Raw genomic sequence first — 17,853 nt, 5'->3', positions numbered from 1 at the left:
ACGACTTATTCTGTCCGCCTGTTCGATTTTGCTTTATGCTTATGAATTTCAGGGGTTTCTCGGCTCAAGTGACGAGCGACAAGACTGGAATGAGGCACCCAGTATTTCACACGTGATGAAATTGTAATCTGTTGCCTGTTTTTTGAGCAGGCACATTCCTTTTCCTGCTGCACAAATCATGCCCACCTGATCGTATGTGCCCTTTTTGCCTTGAAAAGGCGGCAAATTTAAAACTGGCACGGTCCTTGCTTCTATTAAATCGAACACCGAGCCGCGCGACACCGCATGACTTGTGGTGATCGATCAACCGAGGATGACAGAGAGACTAGCGATGACCAAGTACAAGCTCGAATACATTTGGCTCGATGGATGCACCCCTGCTGCGGGCCTGCGCGGCAAGACGCAGATCAAGGAATTCGACGCTTTCCCCACGCTTGAGCAACTGCCGCTCTGGGGCTTCGACGGCTCATCGACGATGCAGGCCGAAGGCGGCAGTTCGGATTGCGTATTGAAACCGGTCGCGATCTATCCCGATCCCGCGCGCAAGAACGGCGTTCTCGTGATGTGTGAGGTCATGATGCCGGATGGCATCACGCCGCATCCATCCAACAGCCGCGCAACCGTCCTCGAAGACGATGATGCATGGTTCGGTTTCGAGCAGGAATATTTTTTCTACAAGGATGGCCGCCCGCTCGGCTTCCCGGAACAGGGCTTCCCAGCTCCTCAGGGTCCGTATTACACCGGCGTCGGCTACAAGAATGTTGGCTCCATCGCCCGCAAGATCGTCGAGGAACATCTCGATCTTTGCCTTGATGCCGGTATCAATCACGAAGGCATCAACGCGGAAGTGGCCAAGGGCCAGTGGGAATTCCAGATTTTCGGCAAGGGCTCCAAAAACGCCGCCGACCAGATCTGGATGGCCCGCTATCTCCTGCTTCGTCTCTGCGAACAGTATGAAATCGATATCGAATTCCATTGCAAGCCGCTCGGCGACACCGATTGGAACGGCTCGGGCATGCACTGCAACTTCTCGACCAAATATATGCGTGAAGTGGGCGGCAAGGACTATTTCGAAGCGCTCATGGCGCAGTTCGACAAGAACCTGCAGGACCATATCGACGTTTACGGCCCGGACAACCACATGCGCCTGACCGGCAAGCATGAAACCGCCCCATGGAACAAGTTCTCCTACGGCGTTGCCGACCGTGGCGCTTCGATCCGCGTTCCACATGCATTCGTCAGGGATGGATATCGCGGCTATCTGGAAGATCGCCGCCCGAATTCGCAGGGCTGCCCATACCAGATCGCTTCGCAGGTTCTGAAAACGATCTCGGAAGTCCCGACCTCGGAAGACGAAGCACTCGCTGCTTAATTTCTAGAGCATGTCTCCCGAAAGTGGGAACCGGTTTCGGGATAAAGACATGCTTAAAAACAAACAGATAGAGCATTTCCAATGATTCAATCAAAACAGGAAATGCTCTAGCCAAACGGCCTGCTTGAGGATTTCAGCAGGCCGTTTGTCATTATTCTCGGGAAACTGCAGACAACAAAAAAGGCCGGGGCGAAAACGCACCGACCTTCCTGATCATCGCTTTCCTACCAGTGCCAGTACATCCGTGGTCAAAAGCATCAAGCGATGAAGGCTATTGCGAGCGACAGACGCGTTCCAGCGCTCTTAAGCAATGCCTATGACAGCCATATAGGTGCACATCTTGTTCAAAACAAGGTCGTGCAACAATTTCTATAAATTAGTTTGACGCCTCCACCTGACGTCGCGCCAGCAGATACACAACGACAATTCCGGCACCTATCGCATAGGCCAGAACGTCCAGCCAATCCGGCGTCGCTCCGAGAATAATACGCAGGGCCGGATTTCCGATCACGACATCGAATTGTTTTGCGAGGTATTGACCGAACTCCACCGCGACCCCGGTCAGAAACGCGATCAAAGCCAGCAGCAGGCGATTTCCTTCAATGAAAGTTCTAAGCACCGCATAAACAAAGATGACGGCAATCACATCCCCGGCAAAGCTTCTGATCCAGCCCAACCCTGCCCCCATTGTCGCGAGCAGGACAAGAAGCATCAGCGTGAAACACAATGCCGATCGCGAAAATTTAAGCTGCACGGGATTTTCCTGCCAGGATATGGATTACAGCCTAATCTAGAGCATTTCCTGTTTTGATTGAATCATTAGAAATGCTCTATCTGTTTGTTTTTACGCATGTCTTTATCCCGAAACCGGTTCCCACTTTCAGGAGACATGCTCTAGCTTTTTCCCTTCCCGCGCAAGGTCGAAGCACCTGAATATTGCAGGGTGACTTGTTACTGCGATGGCACAAAGCGCCATCGCAATACCTTTCAATGCTGTTCCTATAAGGCTTCAAGCCACGTTCAGAACGCTTTCAGGCGCAAAGGCTTCATAACCAAGCGCTTCCGCAACCGGTTTGTTAGTGATGCGCCCTTTGTGAACGTTCAGGCCATTGCGCAGGTGCTTGTCCTCGGCAATTGCCCTCAAACCACGGTCGGCAAGCGCCAGACCGTAATGAAGGGTCGCGTTGTTGAGGGCGTGCGCCGAGGTTACCGGAACGGCGCCCGGCATATTGGCCACGCAGTAATGGACTACCCCATCCACTTCGTAAGTGGGATCGGAATGCGTCGTTGCATGGGATGTCTCGAAACAGCCGCCCTGATCGATGGCCACGTCCACGATGACCGCACCTTGCTTCATGCCCGACAGCATTTCGTGAGTGACGAGCTTCGGCGCCGCAGCACCGGGGATCAATACGGCGCCGATGACGAGATCGGCAGAGAAGACTTCATCTTCAAGCGCCTGAATACTGGAATAGCGGGTATGAACACGACCGCTGAATATATCGTCGAGCTGGCGCAGACGCGGCAGTGAGCGATCCAGAATGGATACATCGGCACCGAGGCCCGCCGCCATTCTGGCGGCATGAAGCCCGACAACGCCACCGCCGATGATCGTGACTTTTGCCGGAAGCACACCGGGAACGCCGCCCAGCAAAATTCCGAGACCGCCATTTGCTTTCTGCAGCGCCGTTGCACCAGCCTGTATCGACAGACGGCCCGCCACTTCCGACATTGGAGCGAGCAATGGCAGCCCACCGCGATCATCCGTCACCGTTTCATAGGCAATTGCCGTCACGCCAGACGCGAGTAGTCCCTTGGTCTGTTCGGGGTCAGGCGCAAGATGGAGATAGGTGTAGAGAAGCTGCCCTTCACGAAGCTGCACCCATTCGGCGGGCTGTGGCTCCTTGACCTTCACGATCATGTCGCACTTCTCGAAGATGTCTTTTGCAGAAGCAGCTATTTTCGCGCCAGCGGCGATGTAGCTGGCATCATCGGCACCAATACCGGCGCCTGCCTTTGTTTCAATCCAGACTTCATGGCCATGAGCCACATATTCACGAACTGCGGCGGGGGTCAGTCCGACACGATATTCATGGTTCTTGATTTCCTTCGGGCAACCGACACGCATAAGCGTTCCTCTCATTTTTGCCCACTTGCCGTGGGTCGTTGTCGATCCCAAAATGAGAACACCTGCGGCTCGCAATGTCCTTGCAAAGAAGATTTGCCCGCCCCGTCTTTTTGGTGAATTATTGCGCCGATTACCCTCTTTTTCGAAGGTTCTTCGAATGAGCAATCTTGATCCTATTGATCTTGCAATTCTCGGGACATTGCAGGCCAACGCACGCATTACCAATGCAGAACTTGCAGAGAAGGTTGGATTGTCGCCTTCAGCCTGTTCGCGCCGCCTCGATATTCTGGAAAAGAGCGGTGTGATTGCGGGCTATCATGCCCGCCTTTCCCAGAAGGCGCTCGAATACCGGATGATTGCGATTGTCCATATTTCACTTTCGGGCCAATTCGCCAAGACGCTGGCCGAATTCGAGGCGGCGGTGAAACGCTGCCCCAACGTGCTGGTCTGCTACCTTATGTCGGGCGAATATGACTATATTCTGCGCGTTGCGGCGCGCGATCTTGAGGATTATGAGCGCATCCATCGCGACTGGCTCTCGGCTCTGCCGCACGTGGTGAAGATCAATTCCAGTTTTGCCCTGCGTGAAATCATCGACAGACCGAATGTCGGCCTCTAACTGCTTATTCTGACGCGAATTTTATCTGAAAACCGTTTCACACTTTCTGGATAAGCTCTAGATTGGGGCTTTCGAGTCCCTGATCGTTGGAGCCATGCTGCAGTTCACCAGAAGAGTTTTGCAAGAGGCCGGTTGGGGGCTGCCAGCCTCCGTGGCCCTGCATCTGGCGCTGGCATTGCTGTTTCTGGTTCGCCTTCCAAATCTTCCCTCGCCCGCTTCAGAACAAAGCGTCAATGTGGAGCTGGTTCAGCCACCTCCCCCTGAAAAGAAACCCCAGCCACAGGCACCAAAGACACCGGAGCAGGCTGCCCCTCCACCCCAGCCGCAGGCATTCGAATCTGCGGCCGCAAAGCAGGAGGTGAAGTTGCCACCGGAGCAGGACCTGCCGCCCGCAACGCCTGAAGAATCACGGAAACCGGATGAGCCCTCTGAGGCTGATGCGGCGACCGATGTTGAGCAGGCTAACGAAAAGCCTTCTGCAGCGGAAACAGAACCCGCCGGGCAGCTCCTTCAGACCGAAAAGCCGTCCGAATCCGGTCAGTCCAGCACAGAAAAAACTCAAACCGCACCAAAACAAAAGGCCGACGCCCCCAAACCGGTGACACCAGCCAAAAAACTCACACGAGCGCGTGAGATTTACTCGAAGGACGCGATGTCCGATCCTCGTGTGAAACAGGCGCTGGGAAAGCTCGCCCCGAAGGACCGGATCATTCAGATTTGCGGCATCGAGGCGCTGGAACAGGTGCGCCGCCACAAAGCCGGTGCCTTTCCGGACATGCTCGCGCGTGAAGGCGGCTCTGTTTCGGCGACTGGCCTGACGGTCAGCGACGGCGCCTTTCGCAGCCAGCACAAATGGTATGCTATCGACTTCACCTGCAAAGCCAATGCCGAAACGATGGTGATCGATGCCTTCAGCTATAATATCGGACGCGCCATTCCCGAAGGAGAATGGGCCAGACGGCAGCTTCCAAGGGATTAGCGAGCGTTTCGATCTGATTGGATCAGATCGACGCTCTAATCATTTTTCTCACGCGCATCTTCTCCGAAAGCCGTTTCACACTTTTCGGGATACGCTCCAATAGCGGTAAGGGCCGCTATTGTGATTGAACGAGTGACCCTTAATTTGACCGGGAACATGGATGCCCGACGTCAGGGCATGTTCTTCATCATTTCATGGGTAACGGGCATCATATTCTCGTTGAGATGATGCATGACCCAAAGTGAGCCTGCCAGAGCGATGCCGACAATGATGAGCGTAAATATCAGCGCCATCAGCGTCCAGCCCCCCTCCGACGTCGGGCTCATATGTAGAAAATAGATCATATGCACCACGATCTGGACAGCCCCTATGCCCATGACAAGCATTGCGGTTAGCTGCCTGCTGGCAAGCACATCCCCCATGACAAGCCAAAACGGAATGGCCGTGAGAATGACCGACAGGACAAAGCCTGTCATGTAGCCGCTGAAAGTCGCGTGAACTTCGCCTGCCCCTGATCCATGCGGGTCTTGATGGTGGCTGGGCTGGGTTCCGTGGTGTGGGCTATTTACGCTCATCCGAGGACTCCCAATAAGTATACGAAGGAGAACACGCCAATCCAGATAACGTCCAGAAAATGCCAAAACATCGAAAGGCACATCAGGCGTCGGCGATTTTCGACAATCAGCCCATGGCGCATGACCTGCAACATAAGCGTAATCAACCAGACGATACCAAAAGTAACGTGCAGCCCGTGCGTGCCGACGAGGGTGAAGAAGGAGGACAGGAATGCCGAACGGCCAGGCCCTGCGCCTTCACGAATGAGATGACTGAATTCGTAAATCTCGATTGCCAGAAACGCTGCGCCGAAAATGCCGGTAATGGCCAGCCAGAACAATGTTGCAGTTTTCTCATCTCGCTGCATCTGCAGCATAGCGAACCCATATGTAATCGACGACAGAAGCAGCATTGCCGTATTGATTGCAACCAGATTGAGATCAAATAAATCTGCAGGTGAAGGTCCTGCCGCATAGTTGCGACCGAGCACGCCATAGGTGGCAAACAGGACAGCAAATATCAGGCAGTCACTCATCAGATAGAGCCAGAAGCCCAGCGTCGTGCTGTTTTCCGGATGATGGTCTTCCGCCAGATAAAACTGCGGCTTCTCGGCTTGATCTAGATGTATCTCTGTCATCGGGCCTATCCAGCGAGAAGTTTTGAACGGGCGTCTTCTGTCGCCGCAACTGTTTCAGCGGGGATATAGAAGTCACGTTGATAGTTGAATGTGTGCCCTATTGCGGCGATCAGCAAAGCGGCAAAGGACAGGATTGCCAGCCACCAGATGTACCATATGAGGGCAAAGGCAAGGACGACGCTCAGTGCGGCCAGTATGACACCGGCGCCTGTATTGCGCGGCATATGAATGGGGCGGAAGCCGGTCAGCGGTCGTTCATGGCCGCGGTTTTTCATATCATACCAGCTGTCGAGATCGTGAACCACGGGCGTAAAGGCGAAGTTGTATTCCGGCGGAGGCGAGGACGTCGACCATTCAAGCGTACGGCCGCCCCATGGATCGCCGGTAAGGTCACGCAATTGCTCCCGCTTCAAATAGCTCACGACGAGCTGGACGAGAAAGGAGGCGATTCCGAGCGCAATCAAGACAGCGCCGAATGCCGCAATGACAAACCATATCTGCAAGGAAGGATCTTCAAACTGGCTCAGCCGCCGGGTAACCCCTTTCAGCCCAAGAACATACAGCGGCATGAAGGCGAAGAAGAAGCCGATCTGCCAGAACCAGAAGCTCATCTTTCCCCAGAAAGGATCAAGCTTATAGCCGAATGCCTTCGGCCACCAGTAAACGAGCCCTGCCATCAGGCCGAAGACAACACCACCGATAATCACGTTATGAAAATGGGCGATGAGAAAGAGCGAATTGTGCAGTACGAAATCGGCCGGTGGAATTGCAAGCATCACACCCGTCATACCGCCGATCACGAATGTCACCATGAAGCCGATCGTCCATAACATGGGCACTTCATAGCGGATACGTCCGCGATACATTGTGAAGAGCCAGTTGAACATCTTCGCCCCGGTGGGGATGGAGATGATCATCGTCGTGATACCGAAGAATGCATTGACCGAGGCGCCAGACCCCATTGTGAAGAAGTGGTGGAGCCACACAATATAGGACAGGATCATGATGACGCAGGTCGCGTAGACCATCGACGCATAGCCAAACAGGCGCTTGCCGCAGAAGGTTGCGACCACTTCAGAAAAAATGCCGAAAGCTGGCAATACAAGAATGTAGACTTCCGGATGCCCCCATATCCAGATGAGGTTGATATACATCATCGGATTGCCACCAAGATCGTTGGTGAAGAAATTCGTTCCCACATAACGATCCAGCGACAGAAGGGCGAGCGTTGCAGTTAGGATGGGGAATGTCGCCACAATGAGCACGTTGGTGCAAAGCGAGGTCCAGGTGAAGACCGGCATTTTCATGAAGGACATGCCCGGAGCTCGCATCTTGACGATGGTGGCTATCAAATTAATACCAGAAAGCGTCGTGCCCACCCCCGCGACCTGCAGGCCCCATATATAATAATCGACCCCAACGTCAGGACTGTAGTCAATGCCAGACAAGGGGGGATAGGCCAGCCAGCCAGTGCGGGCGAACTCTCCTACAAAAAGCGACATCATGATGATGATGGCGCCGCCGGTTGTCATCCAGAACGAGAAATTATTGAGAAACGGGAACGAAACGTCCCGCGCACCTATCTGCAGCGGGACAACATAGTTCATCAAGCCCGTCACGAAAGGCATGGCCATGAAGAAAATCATGATAACGCCATGCGCGGTGAATATCTGGTCGTAATGGTGCGGCGGCAGATAGCCTTCATACCCGTTGAACGCTATTGCCTGCTGGATGCGCATCATGATGGCGTCGGCAAAACCACGCAGAAGCATGATCAATGCGAGAATGACATACATGATGCCGATCTTCTTGTGGTCCACACTGGTGAACCATTCGTTCCACAGATACCCCCAAAGCCTGAAATAGGTAATCAACCCCACAACCGCGATACCCCCAATTGCAACCACTATGAAGGTCACCAGGAGGATTGGTTCGTGATAGGGTATCGCTTCCAGGGAGAGGCGCCCGAAGATCATACTCGTGGAACTGTCACCGCCAATCATGATAGAACATTCCCGAAGTTACTGTTATCCGATTGCAGATTCTTCAATCTTTTGGTCTTGCCCTACGGCTTAACCTGGCCGCAGAACTGCCGCTAACCCTGCTCCACGCCATCGGCACAAAGGGGCTTCAGGGCATATTATGCATGTCATTGTGGATGTCATGGCCCTGCTCCTTGTGCACGTCGGGTATAGCTTGAATATCAGTTGCGCTGGACTGCGCGGCATCGGCGCTATGACGATTATCATGCTGCAGCCGGGCCTTGTTTTCGCGACTATCAAGGCCCGCGCCGCCCATCCTGTCGATGTGCATCATTTCACTCATGCACATCTGGCCGGGGCGAACACACATATTGAGCACGGCTTCGAAAAGTCCGCTTTCAACGGCACCGAAGTAACGAACCGGCTCCCTGATGCTCGGCTTTTCGAGCTTCAGATAAGTATCCCTGTTCAGGGCGGTTCCATTTTGCTTCACCTGGCTTATCCAGTTGTCGAAATCCGAGGCGTCAAGCCCGTGAAACTGGAAGCGCATATGCGAAAAGCCTTCGCCGCTATAGTTGGATGAAAATCCTTCATATTCACCGGCCTTGTTGATGACCGCATGAAGCCGCGTCTGCATTCCCGGCATGGCATAGATCATGCCTGCAAGTGCCGGAATATAGAAGGAATTCATAACCGACGAGGCCGTGATCTTGAAGTCGATGGGCGTATCAACCGGCGCCGCCATCTCGTTGACAGTGGCGATACCGTAATCCGGATAAAAGAACAGCCATTTCCAGTCGAGCGCTACAACTTCGACCGTCAGGGGTTTGGTTCCGGCCTCGACCGGCCGCGTGCCATCAATGCGATCCAATGCCCGGTAAGGGTCGAGTTTATGCGTGTTCACCCAGGTGATCGCGCCCAATGCGATGATAATCATCAGAGGAGCGGTCCATATGACCACTTCCAGCGCTGTCGAATGATGCCATTCTGGATCATATCTGGCGGCGTTGTTCGACTGCCTGTACCGCCACGCGAAGAAAAGCGTCAGGAAGATAACCGGCACGATAATGATCAGCATCAGGATCGTCGATACGACGATGAGGTCTCTCTGCTGCGCTGCAATGTCACCAGATGGCGACATCACGACCATATTGCAGCCAGCCAGCCCCGGCAGAAGAAGCACGGCTGGGATCGCTTTTCGCGTGAAACTGAAGAATGCGTTCATGTCTAACCCGACCTACATTCTGTTCCTTCATCATGATAAGGCACAATCGCATTTCGGGAAGACCCATTTTTCAGTTTATGAAAATTGTTCAGTCCAGCACGTTACGAAACAACTATATCTGCTTTTTTTTTGACCTGTTCCTTGATAACTTGTCGTTGTGCGACATCATAAAGCACATGATACATTTCCCTCGGAGAGTTTCATGAGTTCGTCCGCAACACCGACATCATCAGGTCTCGAACAGGACGCACGACGCATCCATAGCGACGGAAAGCCTTTGTCGCCGGGAAATGTCGCCATCGGCGTTGTCATCGGGCGAACATCCGAGTTTTTCGATTTTTTCGTCTATGGGCTTGGTTCCATTCTGGTTTTTCCCAAGCTGATTTTCCCGTTCGCCCCTGATCCGGTAACGGCAACCTTGATGTCGTTCGCGGTTTTTTCGCTGGCATTCATTGCGCGACCTGTGGGTTCGTTCGTCTTCATGTGGATTGATCGCCATTACGGGCGAGGAACAAAACTCACGCTTGCTCTGGTTATTCTGGGCGGCTCAACAGCTTCTATCGCCTTTTTACCGGGGTTCGAGACGATCGGATATTGGGCTGTGTTTTTGCTCGCCCTGTTCAGACTGGGCCAGGGCTTCGCGCTCGGCGGCGCATGGGATGGTCTGGCTTCTCTCCTGAGCTTGAGTGCGCCGGTAGGCAAGCGTGGCTGGTATGCGATGATCCCGCAATTGGGGGCGCCCATCGGCTTCGCACTGGCAAGCATTCTTTTTGCCTATTTCGTACATAATCTCAGCGAAGCGGATTTTCTTGCATGGGGTTGGCGCTATCCATTCTTTGTGGCCTTCGCGATTAACGTCGTCGCGCTGTTTGCGCGCCTCCGCATCGTTGCGAGCAGCGAGTTCGGCGCAGCAATGGATGCGCAGGAACTTCAGCCGCGACCCGTTTTTGAAATGCTGAGCAAGCATAGTATCGATGTGGTTCTGGGAGCCTTTGTGCCGCTGGCAAGCTTTGCGATGTTCCACCTCGTAACGATCTTTCCGCTTAGCTGGGTTGTTCTCTCGGGCGCCCAGCCCGCTGAACGCTTCCTCTGGGTTCAGGTGGCGGGTGCTGCGGTCGGTCTGATCGGTATCATCCTGTCCGGATTTGTTGCTGATCGCATCGGGCGACGTAACGAATTGATGATCGGCGCAATAATTATCGCTCTCTTCAGCTTTTCCGCGCCTTTCCTTCTCGATGCGGGCAGCGCGGGGCAGGATGCCTATATTCTGATAGGCTTTGGTGTTCTGGGGCTGACATTCGGTCAATCGTCCGGCGCGGTGTCTTCCCGTTTCACACAATATTATCGCTATACCGGCGCGGCTCTGACGTCAGACCTCGCCTGGCTTGTGGGTGCAGCTTTCGCCCCGCTCGTGGCACTCGGCCTCGCCAGCAGCCTCGGAATAATTTTCATCGGCGGATATCTTATATCCGGAGCAATCTGCACGCTGGCAGCTCTCAGCCTGTCGCGAGTGCTGGACCAGAACTAGAGCATGTCTCCCAAAAGTGGGAACCGGTTTCGGGAAACATGCTTGAAAACAATGAGATAGAGCATTTCAAATGATCCAATCAGATCGAAACGCGCCTTAAAGCCTCCCTGCTTCAATAATACGTTCGAGGAATTTTCGGGTACGTTCTTCTCGGGGATTTCCGAATATCTGCTCAGGCGGCCCCTCCTCATGGACCTTGCCTGCGTAAAGGAAGCATATCTTGCTCGCAACTTCCCGCGCAAAGCCCATCTCGTGGGTGGCGAGCAGCATCGTCATGCCTTCTGCCGCGAGATCGCGGACGATATTCAGCACTTCCGACACGAGTTCAGGATCAAGCGCAGACGTGATTTCATCCAGAAGCAAAACCGAAGGGCTCATCGCCAGTGCGCGAACGATTGCAACGCGCTGTTGCTGGCCTCCGGATAACTGGTCGGGATAGGCCGTCGCCCTATGTTCCAGACCGATGCGCGTCAGCAGTGACAAGGCACGGGCTTCCGCATCCTCACGCTTTTGCCCGAGCACTTTCATCGGCGCCAGCATGACATTCTCGACCACGCTCATATGCGGGAAAAGATTGTAGCTCTGGAACACGATGCCGACATCACGCCGGAGCGCATTGACGTCGACACCGGGACCCGACATGCGGTCACCATGGATACAGATTTCACCGCCCTGAATTTGTTCCAGCCCGTTCAGACAACGCAGCAAGGTGGATTTGCCGCAGCCGGAAGGACCGATCAGGCAGACCACCTGATGTTCGTCCACACTGAGGTTCAACCCGTCGAGAATTTTGACCGGGCCGTAGGACTTCGTTACATCACGGATTTCTATCATCGCCATCGTTCATATTCTCCGGAAGGGCTACGATTGCGTACGCCGCTGTTCACGCTCAAGCAGACGGTCGACGAAGCGAGCCTGCGGGATCGTTATCAGGATGAACAGCAGAGCCACGGTCGTTACAGGCGAAAGATTGAAGTTGTTCGCACCGATAATGCGCGCCTGATTAAACGCATCGATCGAGCCGATGACATTGACGAGAGCCGTATCCTTTTGAAGGCCGATAAAATCGTTGAGAAGCGGCGGTATGATACGCCGAACCGCCTGCGGCACGACGACGTAACGCAGCGTCTGGAAATACGACAAACCAAGAGAACGCGCGGCGGCAACCTGACTGCGATGGATACTCTCGATCCCGGCCCTGTACACTTCGGCAACATAAGCGCCATAGGTCAGCGTCAGGGCGATGATCGCGTAGGATTCCGGTGAAAGATCTTTCAGATAAGGCAAACCCGTCAGGGGAATGCCGAAGCCGATGAGGTAGATATTGATGATCGCAGGCAAGCCACGAAACATATCGGTATAAACCGTTGCGATCAGGCGGACGGGGCGTCCGGCTTCGCCAGGCATCAAACGCGCGATTGCAACGATAAGGCCCCAGATCAGAACCAGAATCTCTGCAATGACGAAGATGTAGACATTCACCCAGAATGCCTTCAGCACCAGCCAGAAGGAGCTTGCGATCAGCGGTATTTGCAGAAATGTACGGCTGACGGCGAGATCGTTCACCAACAGGAACTGAATACCCGTCAGCAAGAGCACCGTTACCGCGCCATATCCCAGCGTCGAATATGCGGAATCGCGTGCCGTAGCTGTCGCCGCACGCGCAGAAATCAAATCATTTGTCGCAAGCGCTTGCCGAGCCGCCGTAGACAATCGCCAGGATTGCATTGCAGGCTTCAGCAACAATAGCGTCGCCAAACCGCACAAGAGCAGCAGGCCTGCCGTGATGATGCCGCCCATTCCAAGTTCCGTCAGGGCAGTATTGATGTCGCGCAGGGTTTTCCAGCTGGCGAGTACAACGACCAGCGCAACGACAAGGGCTGTGACGGCCCAGTTCATGGTATCGCGCGGCGGCGCACTGGCGCTCCAACCGCGTTCGCTGTCGTAAAGGCCAAGAGTCGGCTTGGCTCCGGGCTGAGGGGTGTTGGCGGACATCGCGCTAGCCTCCCTTTCTATACGCCGCAATCTTGCCGCTTCTGTTGCAGGCAAGGACGAACGATCAATGGAACGGCTGCATCGGACCGCTGCATGCAGCGATCCGATGCGAAAACGCGATTATGGCTTCAGATAAGGAATCTTGGCCGGATCGGCGCCCCAGGCATCGGCCAGATATGTTTTCGACAATGCAGCGAAGGTGCCGTCCTTCTTCATGTCCTCGATCATCTTGTTGAAGACGGGCTCATTGGGAGACCCCTTCGGATAGAGGGCACCGTAGGACTCACCGGTAGTATACTGATACGGCACTTCAACCATGCCATGCGAGTTCGACGCGACACCCAGCATGATCGACGTATCGTGAAGACCGGCGTCAATCTGGTTAGCCATCAGGGCAGTCGATAGCGCGCCCGTATCGGCAAAGACCTTGACTTCCTTTGGCTTCAACTTCTGATCGACAAAGGACGCGCCAGTCGTACCCTGCATCACGCCGATGCGCAGATCCTTGACCGTCTCAGGCGTGTAATTTGTTCCCTTCTTGATTGCCACGCCGATATCTGAATCGAAATAGGGCGTAGAGAAATCAACCACCTTCTTGCGCTTGTCGGTGATGGACACTTCAGCCAGAGCGATATCGAAATCCTTGGTCTGCGCAGCCACCAGCGCATCGAAAGACACATTGACCACCTTCACTTTGTCGAGACCCGCGCGGTAAGCCATGTCGACAGCCATGCAGTATTCGTAGCCGTCTTTCATGGCATCAGGTGAATCGCCATTCCACCACGCTGGTGCAGGCAATGTGGTCTGCACCGTGAGCTGTCCCGGAACAACCGGCTTGATCGGGTCTGAACCCTTGGTGCCGGTGACCTCGCAATTGCCTATCTTCTCAGCCTGGGCAGACAAGCTCGCTCCCAGCAGTGCGGTCGAGACAATCAAGCACTTCGCGATAGAATGCGTCTTAAAACCAGTTTTCATTTTCCAGGTTCCCCTTATTATAATTATTAGAATGTTACGACATACAATAAAGGCGGATTTCCTTCCCAAAATGCGCAGTAACATTCGTGAAGTATTTGTGACTCAGACCATTCCAAAACACAAGCGCGCCTTAGACGATGTTTATGGCCCCCATCCTGCAAGGGGATGCAGGCCGTCGGCATAAAGTGGAATAAGTCATACCTCCGCGCTGCAAGTGAGGTAAGCCAGTTGGGAACTGCATTCTTCTTCCTGCACAACGCGTACCTTATCTGCCCCGCCGGGCAGCCGAATGATTGCCCGTTAGAAACCGAGGTACTCCCGACCGGGATACACGAAGAGCTCGGCAGCAAAAATATTCTCATAATATATTGATTTTATTATTCTATTAAATAGGCTCAATCATTAGCCAACTACTGTATAGTGTCTTTCGTCGCGGCTCTTACTGATCTGAGCAGACTCGAATCATTGACTTTTCAAAATGGCAGCATTTAAACACCGGTCAAATTCCTGAAATGGGTCATTCCCAAGCGACCGTATTGAGCCGGTGCGCTGCGTTAGAAATCAAGAGTAAATCATGGCAAACGAAGATCTCGAAGCTCGTCATCTGGAGACTCTGGATCGAGACTTGAGCCGCTTCGTCAAGCTGGAAACGGCGGCGAGCTACGTCTCGCGTCCGCTTGTGGCGCCGGGCATCGCCCTTGTTTTCATCATACTTGCCGGACTTGGCGCTGCCATGCTGCTGGGCCAGACCAGTCAGACGCTTATCGTTGTAGCCGCAGCCGTTTTTGGCGCCTACATGGCTTTGAACATTGGCGCCAACGACGTAGCCAACAATATGGGACCGGCTGTCGGCGCCAATGCGCTGAGCATGGGTGGCGCGATTGCGATTGCCGCAGTGTTTGAAAGTGCTGGCGCGCTCATTGCCGGTGCTGATGTTGTATCGACGGTCGCAACCGGCATCATTGCGCCAGACACGCTTGCAACACCGATCATGTTCATCTGGGCAATGATGGCAGCGTTGCTTGCCTCTGCGCTTTGGGTCAACCTGGCAACATGGATCGGCGCTCCTGTTTCGACCACGCATGCGGTTGTCGGAGGTGTCGTGGGCGCAGGCATCGTCGCAGCTGGCTTCGGAGCGGTGAACTGGTCTCAAATGACGGCTATCGCGGCAAGCTGGGTTATTTCCCCAGTGCTGGGTGCGATCATAGCGGCTGGTTTTCTCTGGTTGATCAAAGCCCGTATTGTCTATCGTACAGACAAGATTGCCGCTGCTCGCGTATGGGTGCCAATCCTTGTTGGTTTTATGGCGGGAACCTTTGCGACATATCTGATCATGAAGGGGCTGAAACAGTTGATCGATGTATCAATTGAGGTAGCCCTGATCTGTGGGGTGGCTGTCGGCGTCGGAAGTTGGTTGATTTTGATCCCGGTCATCCGCCGCCAGTCACACGGCCTTGAAAATCGTAACAAGTCACTCAAGGTCCTGTTCAGCATTCCTCTCGTTGTTTCGGCGGCATTGCTCAGCTTTGCCCATGGTGCAAATGATGTGGCAAATGCTGTCGGGCCGCTCGCGGCAATTGTCCAGACATCGCAGACCGGCGCGCTAAACGACGGTGTTGTGATTCCGCTCTGGGTTATGCTGATCGGCGCGTGTGGCATTTCATTCGGCTTGTGCCTGTTTGGCCCCAAGCTCATTCGGATGGTTGGAAACCAGATCACCAAACTGAACCCGATGCGAGCCTATTGCGTGTCACTTTCCGCTGCGATCACCGTCATTCTGGCGAGCTGGCTGGGACTGCCGGTCAGTTCGACCCATATTGCCATTGGTGCAATCTTTGGCGTTGGGTTCTTCCGGGAATGGGACACAGAGCGTCGGTTGAAGAAAGCCCGCCAGGCCCTGCCACTGGAATCTATTCCGGTTGAGGAGCGTCGCCGTCGCAAGCTGGTCCGTCGCTCGCACGCACTGACGATTGCCGCCGCCTGGGTAGTCACCGTCCCGGCAGCAGCAATCCTCTCAGCCATTCTGTTTGCATTGTTGAACCAGATTCCTGTCGGAACTCCCTGATCCAGCGGCCAAGTCGCACTAAGACATATTTCGACCAGCCTAAGCCCATAATTGCAAAAGCCCCGAGCCTGTAGCTCGGGGCTTTCGTCTATCTGTCATGTGAATATTGGCCTGCTTATATCAGCCTGCGGAAACGAAAGCCGACATGCTGGTAATCAGCAGCATTCCCACCGTTGCGCCTGCATCCTGAAGACCGATCGTCTTTTCCTGAAAGGCTGCGGCCTTGCCATGCTGGGCAACCATGGTCTTGGTCGCTTCAAGCGCATCTTCGGCAGCTTTGGCGGCGGCTGCAAGCGCATCTGTCAATGAAGCACCTGCTGCGGCTTGTGCCTCAAGCGTGACTGCAATCGGGTCCAGCACATCGAGCAGCGTCTTGTCACCGACCTTGGCCTTGCCACGCTCGGCAATGCCATCGCGATAAGCGCGCCAGAAAGCGGCTATCTCTGGCGTGCCCAGCGCGTCGATCCCGTCGCAGGCCTTGCTTGCACGCAGGAAGCCGGTTGCGGTCAGCGTACCCATGGTCGATGGCGCAACACGCGCCATGGTGGCGCCAGCCGTGCGCAGGAGCTTGGCAATGCCTGCGGCCTCACCTTCCGTATGGGCAGCTTCAGCGGCTGCCGTAAAGGCCTTGCTCATGGTGATGCCGAGATCGCTATCGCCAACTTTGCCGTCCAGCGCGATAAGGAATTCGCGCTGTTCTGCAAAAAGCTGTTTCCATCTGTCGAAGAGGTTGATCAGATCAGATGCTGTAATGACGTTCATAATCTGACCTCAACCCGCAAAATGCTTGAAGAATGGGGTATTAGCGGAAGCGGCAACCAGTGGCTCCAGTTCTTCATCCAGATGCAGCACGGAGACTGATGCACCAGCCATTTCCATGGACGTGGCAAACTCGCCGATCCAGACATGCTTGACCTTGACGCCACGCTCGTCAAAGAGCTGCGAAACCCGGCGGAACATGATGTAGAGTTCTTCAAGCGGCGTGCCGCCAAGACCGTTGACCAGTACGGCAACTTCATCGCCCTTGGCATAGGCCTGCTCGGCAAAAATGCGTTCCATCAGCTCGTCGATAACCGCATCTGCACTGGCAAGCTTCTTGCGGCTGATGCCCGGCTCGCCATGGATGCCCATGCCGATTTCCATTTCGTCTTCGCCAATCGAGAAGGTGGCGTGACCGATTTCCGGTACAACGCAGCTCGAGAGAGCAACGCCCATCGTGCGGGTGCGCAGGCGTGCCTTATCGGCAAGGCGCGTCACTTCATCGAGCGACAGGCCGTTGGCGGCGGCGGCACCGGCAGCCTTATAGACAAAGAAGATACCGGCGACGCCGCGACGCTTGTGTTCTTCACCGACAATGGAGGACGCCACATCATCATTGCCGACGACCTGCTTGACGGTGATGCCATCGAGATCGGCAAGTTCTGCAGCCATATCGAAATTGATGATGTCGCCGCTGTAATTGCCGTAAATGTAGAGAACACCAGCGCCCTGATCGATTGCCTTGGTGACCTGATACATCTGTTCCGAGCTCGGCGACTGGAACACGCCACCGACAGCCGCGCCGTCGATCATGCCTTCGCCGATATAGCCAAGGAACAGTGGCAGATGGCCAGAGCCGCCGCCCGTTGCGATGCCGACCTTGCCGGATTTGGTATTGGCTGTGACCATGCAACGCTTGTCGTTGTCGACAAAGGTAAGCTCGGGATGCGCCCGATAGATGCCTTCAAGCATCTCATCCACGAAATTGACGGGATCGTTCAGGAATTTCTTCATGATTTCCTCTTGAGAGTATC

The 17,853-nt window shown here is 54.5% G+C and carries 16 protein-coding genes; 5 read left to right on the top strand and 11 right to left on the bottom strand.

The annotated features are described in order from the left end of the window. The first annotated feature begins 331 nt into the window (after positions 1-331). Positions 332-1,372, top strand: a complete 1,041-nt coding sequence (locus F9K91_RS21835) for a glutamine synthetase beta-grasp domain-containing protein (protein ID WP_151678718.1) — start codon at positions 332-334, stop codon at positions 1,370-1,372. Positions 1,373-1,748: 376 nt separating this feature from the next. Here the strand turns inward: F9K91_RS21835 and F9K91_RS21830 are convergent, their stop codons facing one another. Both F9K91_RS21830 and ald read right to left on the bottom strand, forming a co-directional pair. Further along, the gene (locus F9K91_RS21830) at positions 1,749-2,126 is read right to left on the bottom strand and encodes a ribosomal maturation YjgA family protein (RefSeq protein WP_151678717.1); all 378 of its coding nucleotides are present in this window, start codon (positions 2,124-2,126) and stop codon (positions 1,749-1,751) included. Between the two features lie 255 nt (positions 2,127-2,381). Continuing rightward, the gene (gene ald, locus F9K91_RS21825) at positions 2,382-3,500 is read right to left on the bottom strand and encodes an alanine dehydrogenase (protein ID WP_151558203.1); all 1,119 of its coding nucleotides are present in this window, start codon (positions 3,498-3,500) and stop codon (positions 2,382-2,384) included. A gap of 157 nt (positions 3,501-3,657) precedes the next feature. On the opposite strand from ald, the gene F9K91_RS21820 reads away from it, so the two are divergent. Next, entirely contained in the window at positions 3,658-4,119 is a 462-nt protein-coding gene (locus tag F9K91_RS21820) for an Lrp/AsnC family transcriptional regulator (protein WP_151558181.1), read from the top strand. A gap of 94 nt (positions 4,120-4,213) precedes the next feature. Further along, the gene (locus tag F9K91_RS21815) at positions 4,214-5,098 is read left to right on the top strand and encodes a DUF930 domain-containing protein (RefSeq protein ID WP_151678716.1); all 885 of its coding nucleotides are present in this window, start codon (positions 4,214-4,216) and stop codon (positions 5,096-5,098) included. A gap of 170 nt (positions 5,099-5,268) precedes the next feature. On the opposite strand, the gene cyoD is transcribed toward F9K91_RS21815, so the two are convergent. The 4 genes from cyoD to cyoA form a co-directional block, all read right to left on the bottom strand. Beyond that, entirely contained in the window at positions 5,269-5,673 is a 405-nt protein-coding gene (cyoD, locus tag F9K91_RS21810) for a cytochrome o ubiquinol oxidase subunit IV (protein ID WP_151648956.1), read from the bottom strand. Further along, positions 5,670-6,290 carry a cytochrome o ubiquinol oxidase subunit III gene (cyoC, locus tag F9K91_RS21805; protein ID WP_151653232.1) on the bottom strand — a complete coding sequence of 207 codons (621 nt, stop codon included), beginning with the start codon at positions 6,288-6,290 and terminating at the stop codon, positions 5,670-5,672. Before cyoC ends, cyoD begins: the two co-directional genes overlap by 4 nt. A gap of 5 nt (positions 6,291-6,295) precedes the next feature. After that, entirely contained in the window at positions 6,296-8,293 is a 1,998-nt protein-coding gene (gene cyoB, locus F9K91_RS21800; protein ID WP_151648951.1) for a cytochrome o ubiquinol oxidase subunit I, read from the bottom strand. A gap of 127 nt (positions 8,294-8,420) precedes the next feature. Next, the gene (gene cyoA, locus F9K91_RS21795) at positions 8,421-9,497 is read right to left on the bottom strand and encodes a ubiquinol oxidase subunit II (protein ID WP_151678715.1); all 1,077 of its coding nucleotides are present in this window, start codon (positions 9,495-9,497) and stop codon (positions 8,421-8,423) included. Positions 9,498-9,699: 202 nt separating this feature from the next. Between cyoA and F9K91_RS21790 the strand changes: the two genes are divergently transcribed. Continuing rightward, the gene (locus tag F9K91_RS21790) at positions 9,700-11,025 is read left to right on the top strand and encodes an MFS transporter (protein ID WP_061345703.1); all 1,326 of its coding nucleotides are present in this window, start codon (positions 9,700-9,702) and stop codon (positions 11,023-11,025) included. 96 nt (positions 11,026-11,121) lie between these two features. Here F9K91_RS21790 and F9K91_RS21785 read toward each other — a convergent pair whose 3' ends face one another. The 3 genes from F9K91_RS21785 to F9K91_RS21775 all read right to left on the bottom strand — a co-directional run bounded on the left by F9K91_RS21785 (position 11,122) and on the right by F9K91_RS21775 (position 13,995). Then, on the bottom strand, positions 11,122-11,865 hold the full coding sequence (locus F9K91_RS21785; protein ID WP_061345702.1) for an amino acid ABC transporter ATP-binding protein: 744 nt from the start codon (positions 11,863-11,865) through the stop codon (positions 11,122-11,124). A 21-nt stretch (positions 11,866-11,886) separates the two neighbouring features. Continuing rightward, entirely contained in the window at positions 11,887-13,020 is a 1,134-nt protein-coding gene (locus tag F9K91_RS21780) for an amino acid ABC transporter permease (protein WP_235913350.1), read from the bottom strand. 120 nt (positions 13,021-13,140) lie between these two features. Next, a complete protein-coding gene (locus F9K91_RS21775; protein ID WP_196758293.1) occupies positions 13,141-13,995 on the bottom strand; it encodes an ABC transporter substrate-binding protein in 855 nt (284 codons plus the stop codon). Between the two features lie 574 nt (positions 13,996-14,569). On the opposite strand from F9K91_RS21775, the gene F9K91_RS21770 reads away from it, so the two are divergent. Further along, positions 14,570-16,060: an inorganic phosphate transporter gene (locus F9K91_RS21770; RefSeq protein ID WP_151653238.1), complete on the top strand. Its 1,491-nt coding sequence runs from the start codon at positions 14,570-14,572 to the stop codon at positions 16,058-16,060. A 120-nt stretch (positions 16,061-16,180) separates the two neighbouring features. Here the strand turns inward: F9K91_RS21770 and F9K91_RS21765 are convergent, their stop codons facing one another. Beyond that, complete coding sequence (locus F9K91_RS21765; RefSeq protein ID WP_151678714.1) at positions 16,181-16,822, bottom strand: dihydroxyacetone kinase family protein; 642 nt, start codon at positions 16,820-16,822, stop codon at positions 16,181-16,183. 9 nt (positions 16,823-16,831) lie between these two features. Then, on the bottom strand, positions 16,832-17,833 hold the full coding sequence (locus F9K91_RS21760; protein WP_061345698.1) for a dihydroxyacetone kinase subunit DhaK: 1,002 nt from the start codon (positions 17,831-17,833) through the stop codon (positions 16,832-16,834). Between the last annotated feature and the right edge of the window lie 20 nt (positions 17,834-17,853).

The sequence above is a fragment of the Brucella tritici genome (assembly GCF_008932295.1).
GTDB classification, from domain to species: Bacteria; Pseudomonadota; Alphaproteobacteria; order Rhizobiales; family Rhizobiaceae; genus Brucella; species Brucella tritici.
Note: the sequence above shows the minus strand (reverse complement) of the source record. Positions and strands in the feature narration are given on the sequence as shown.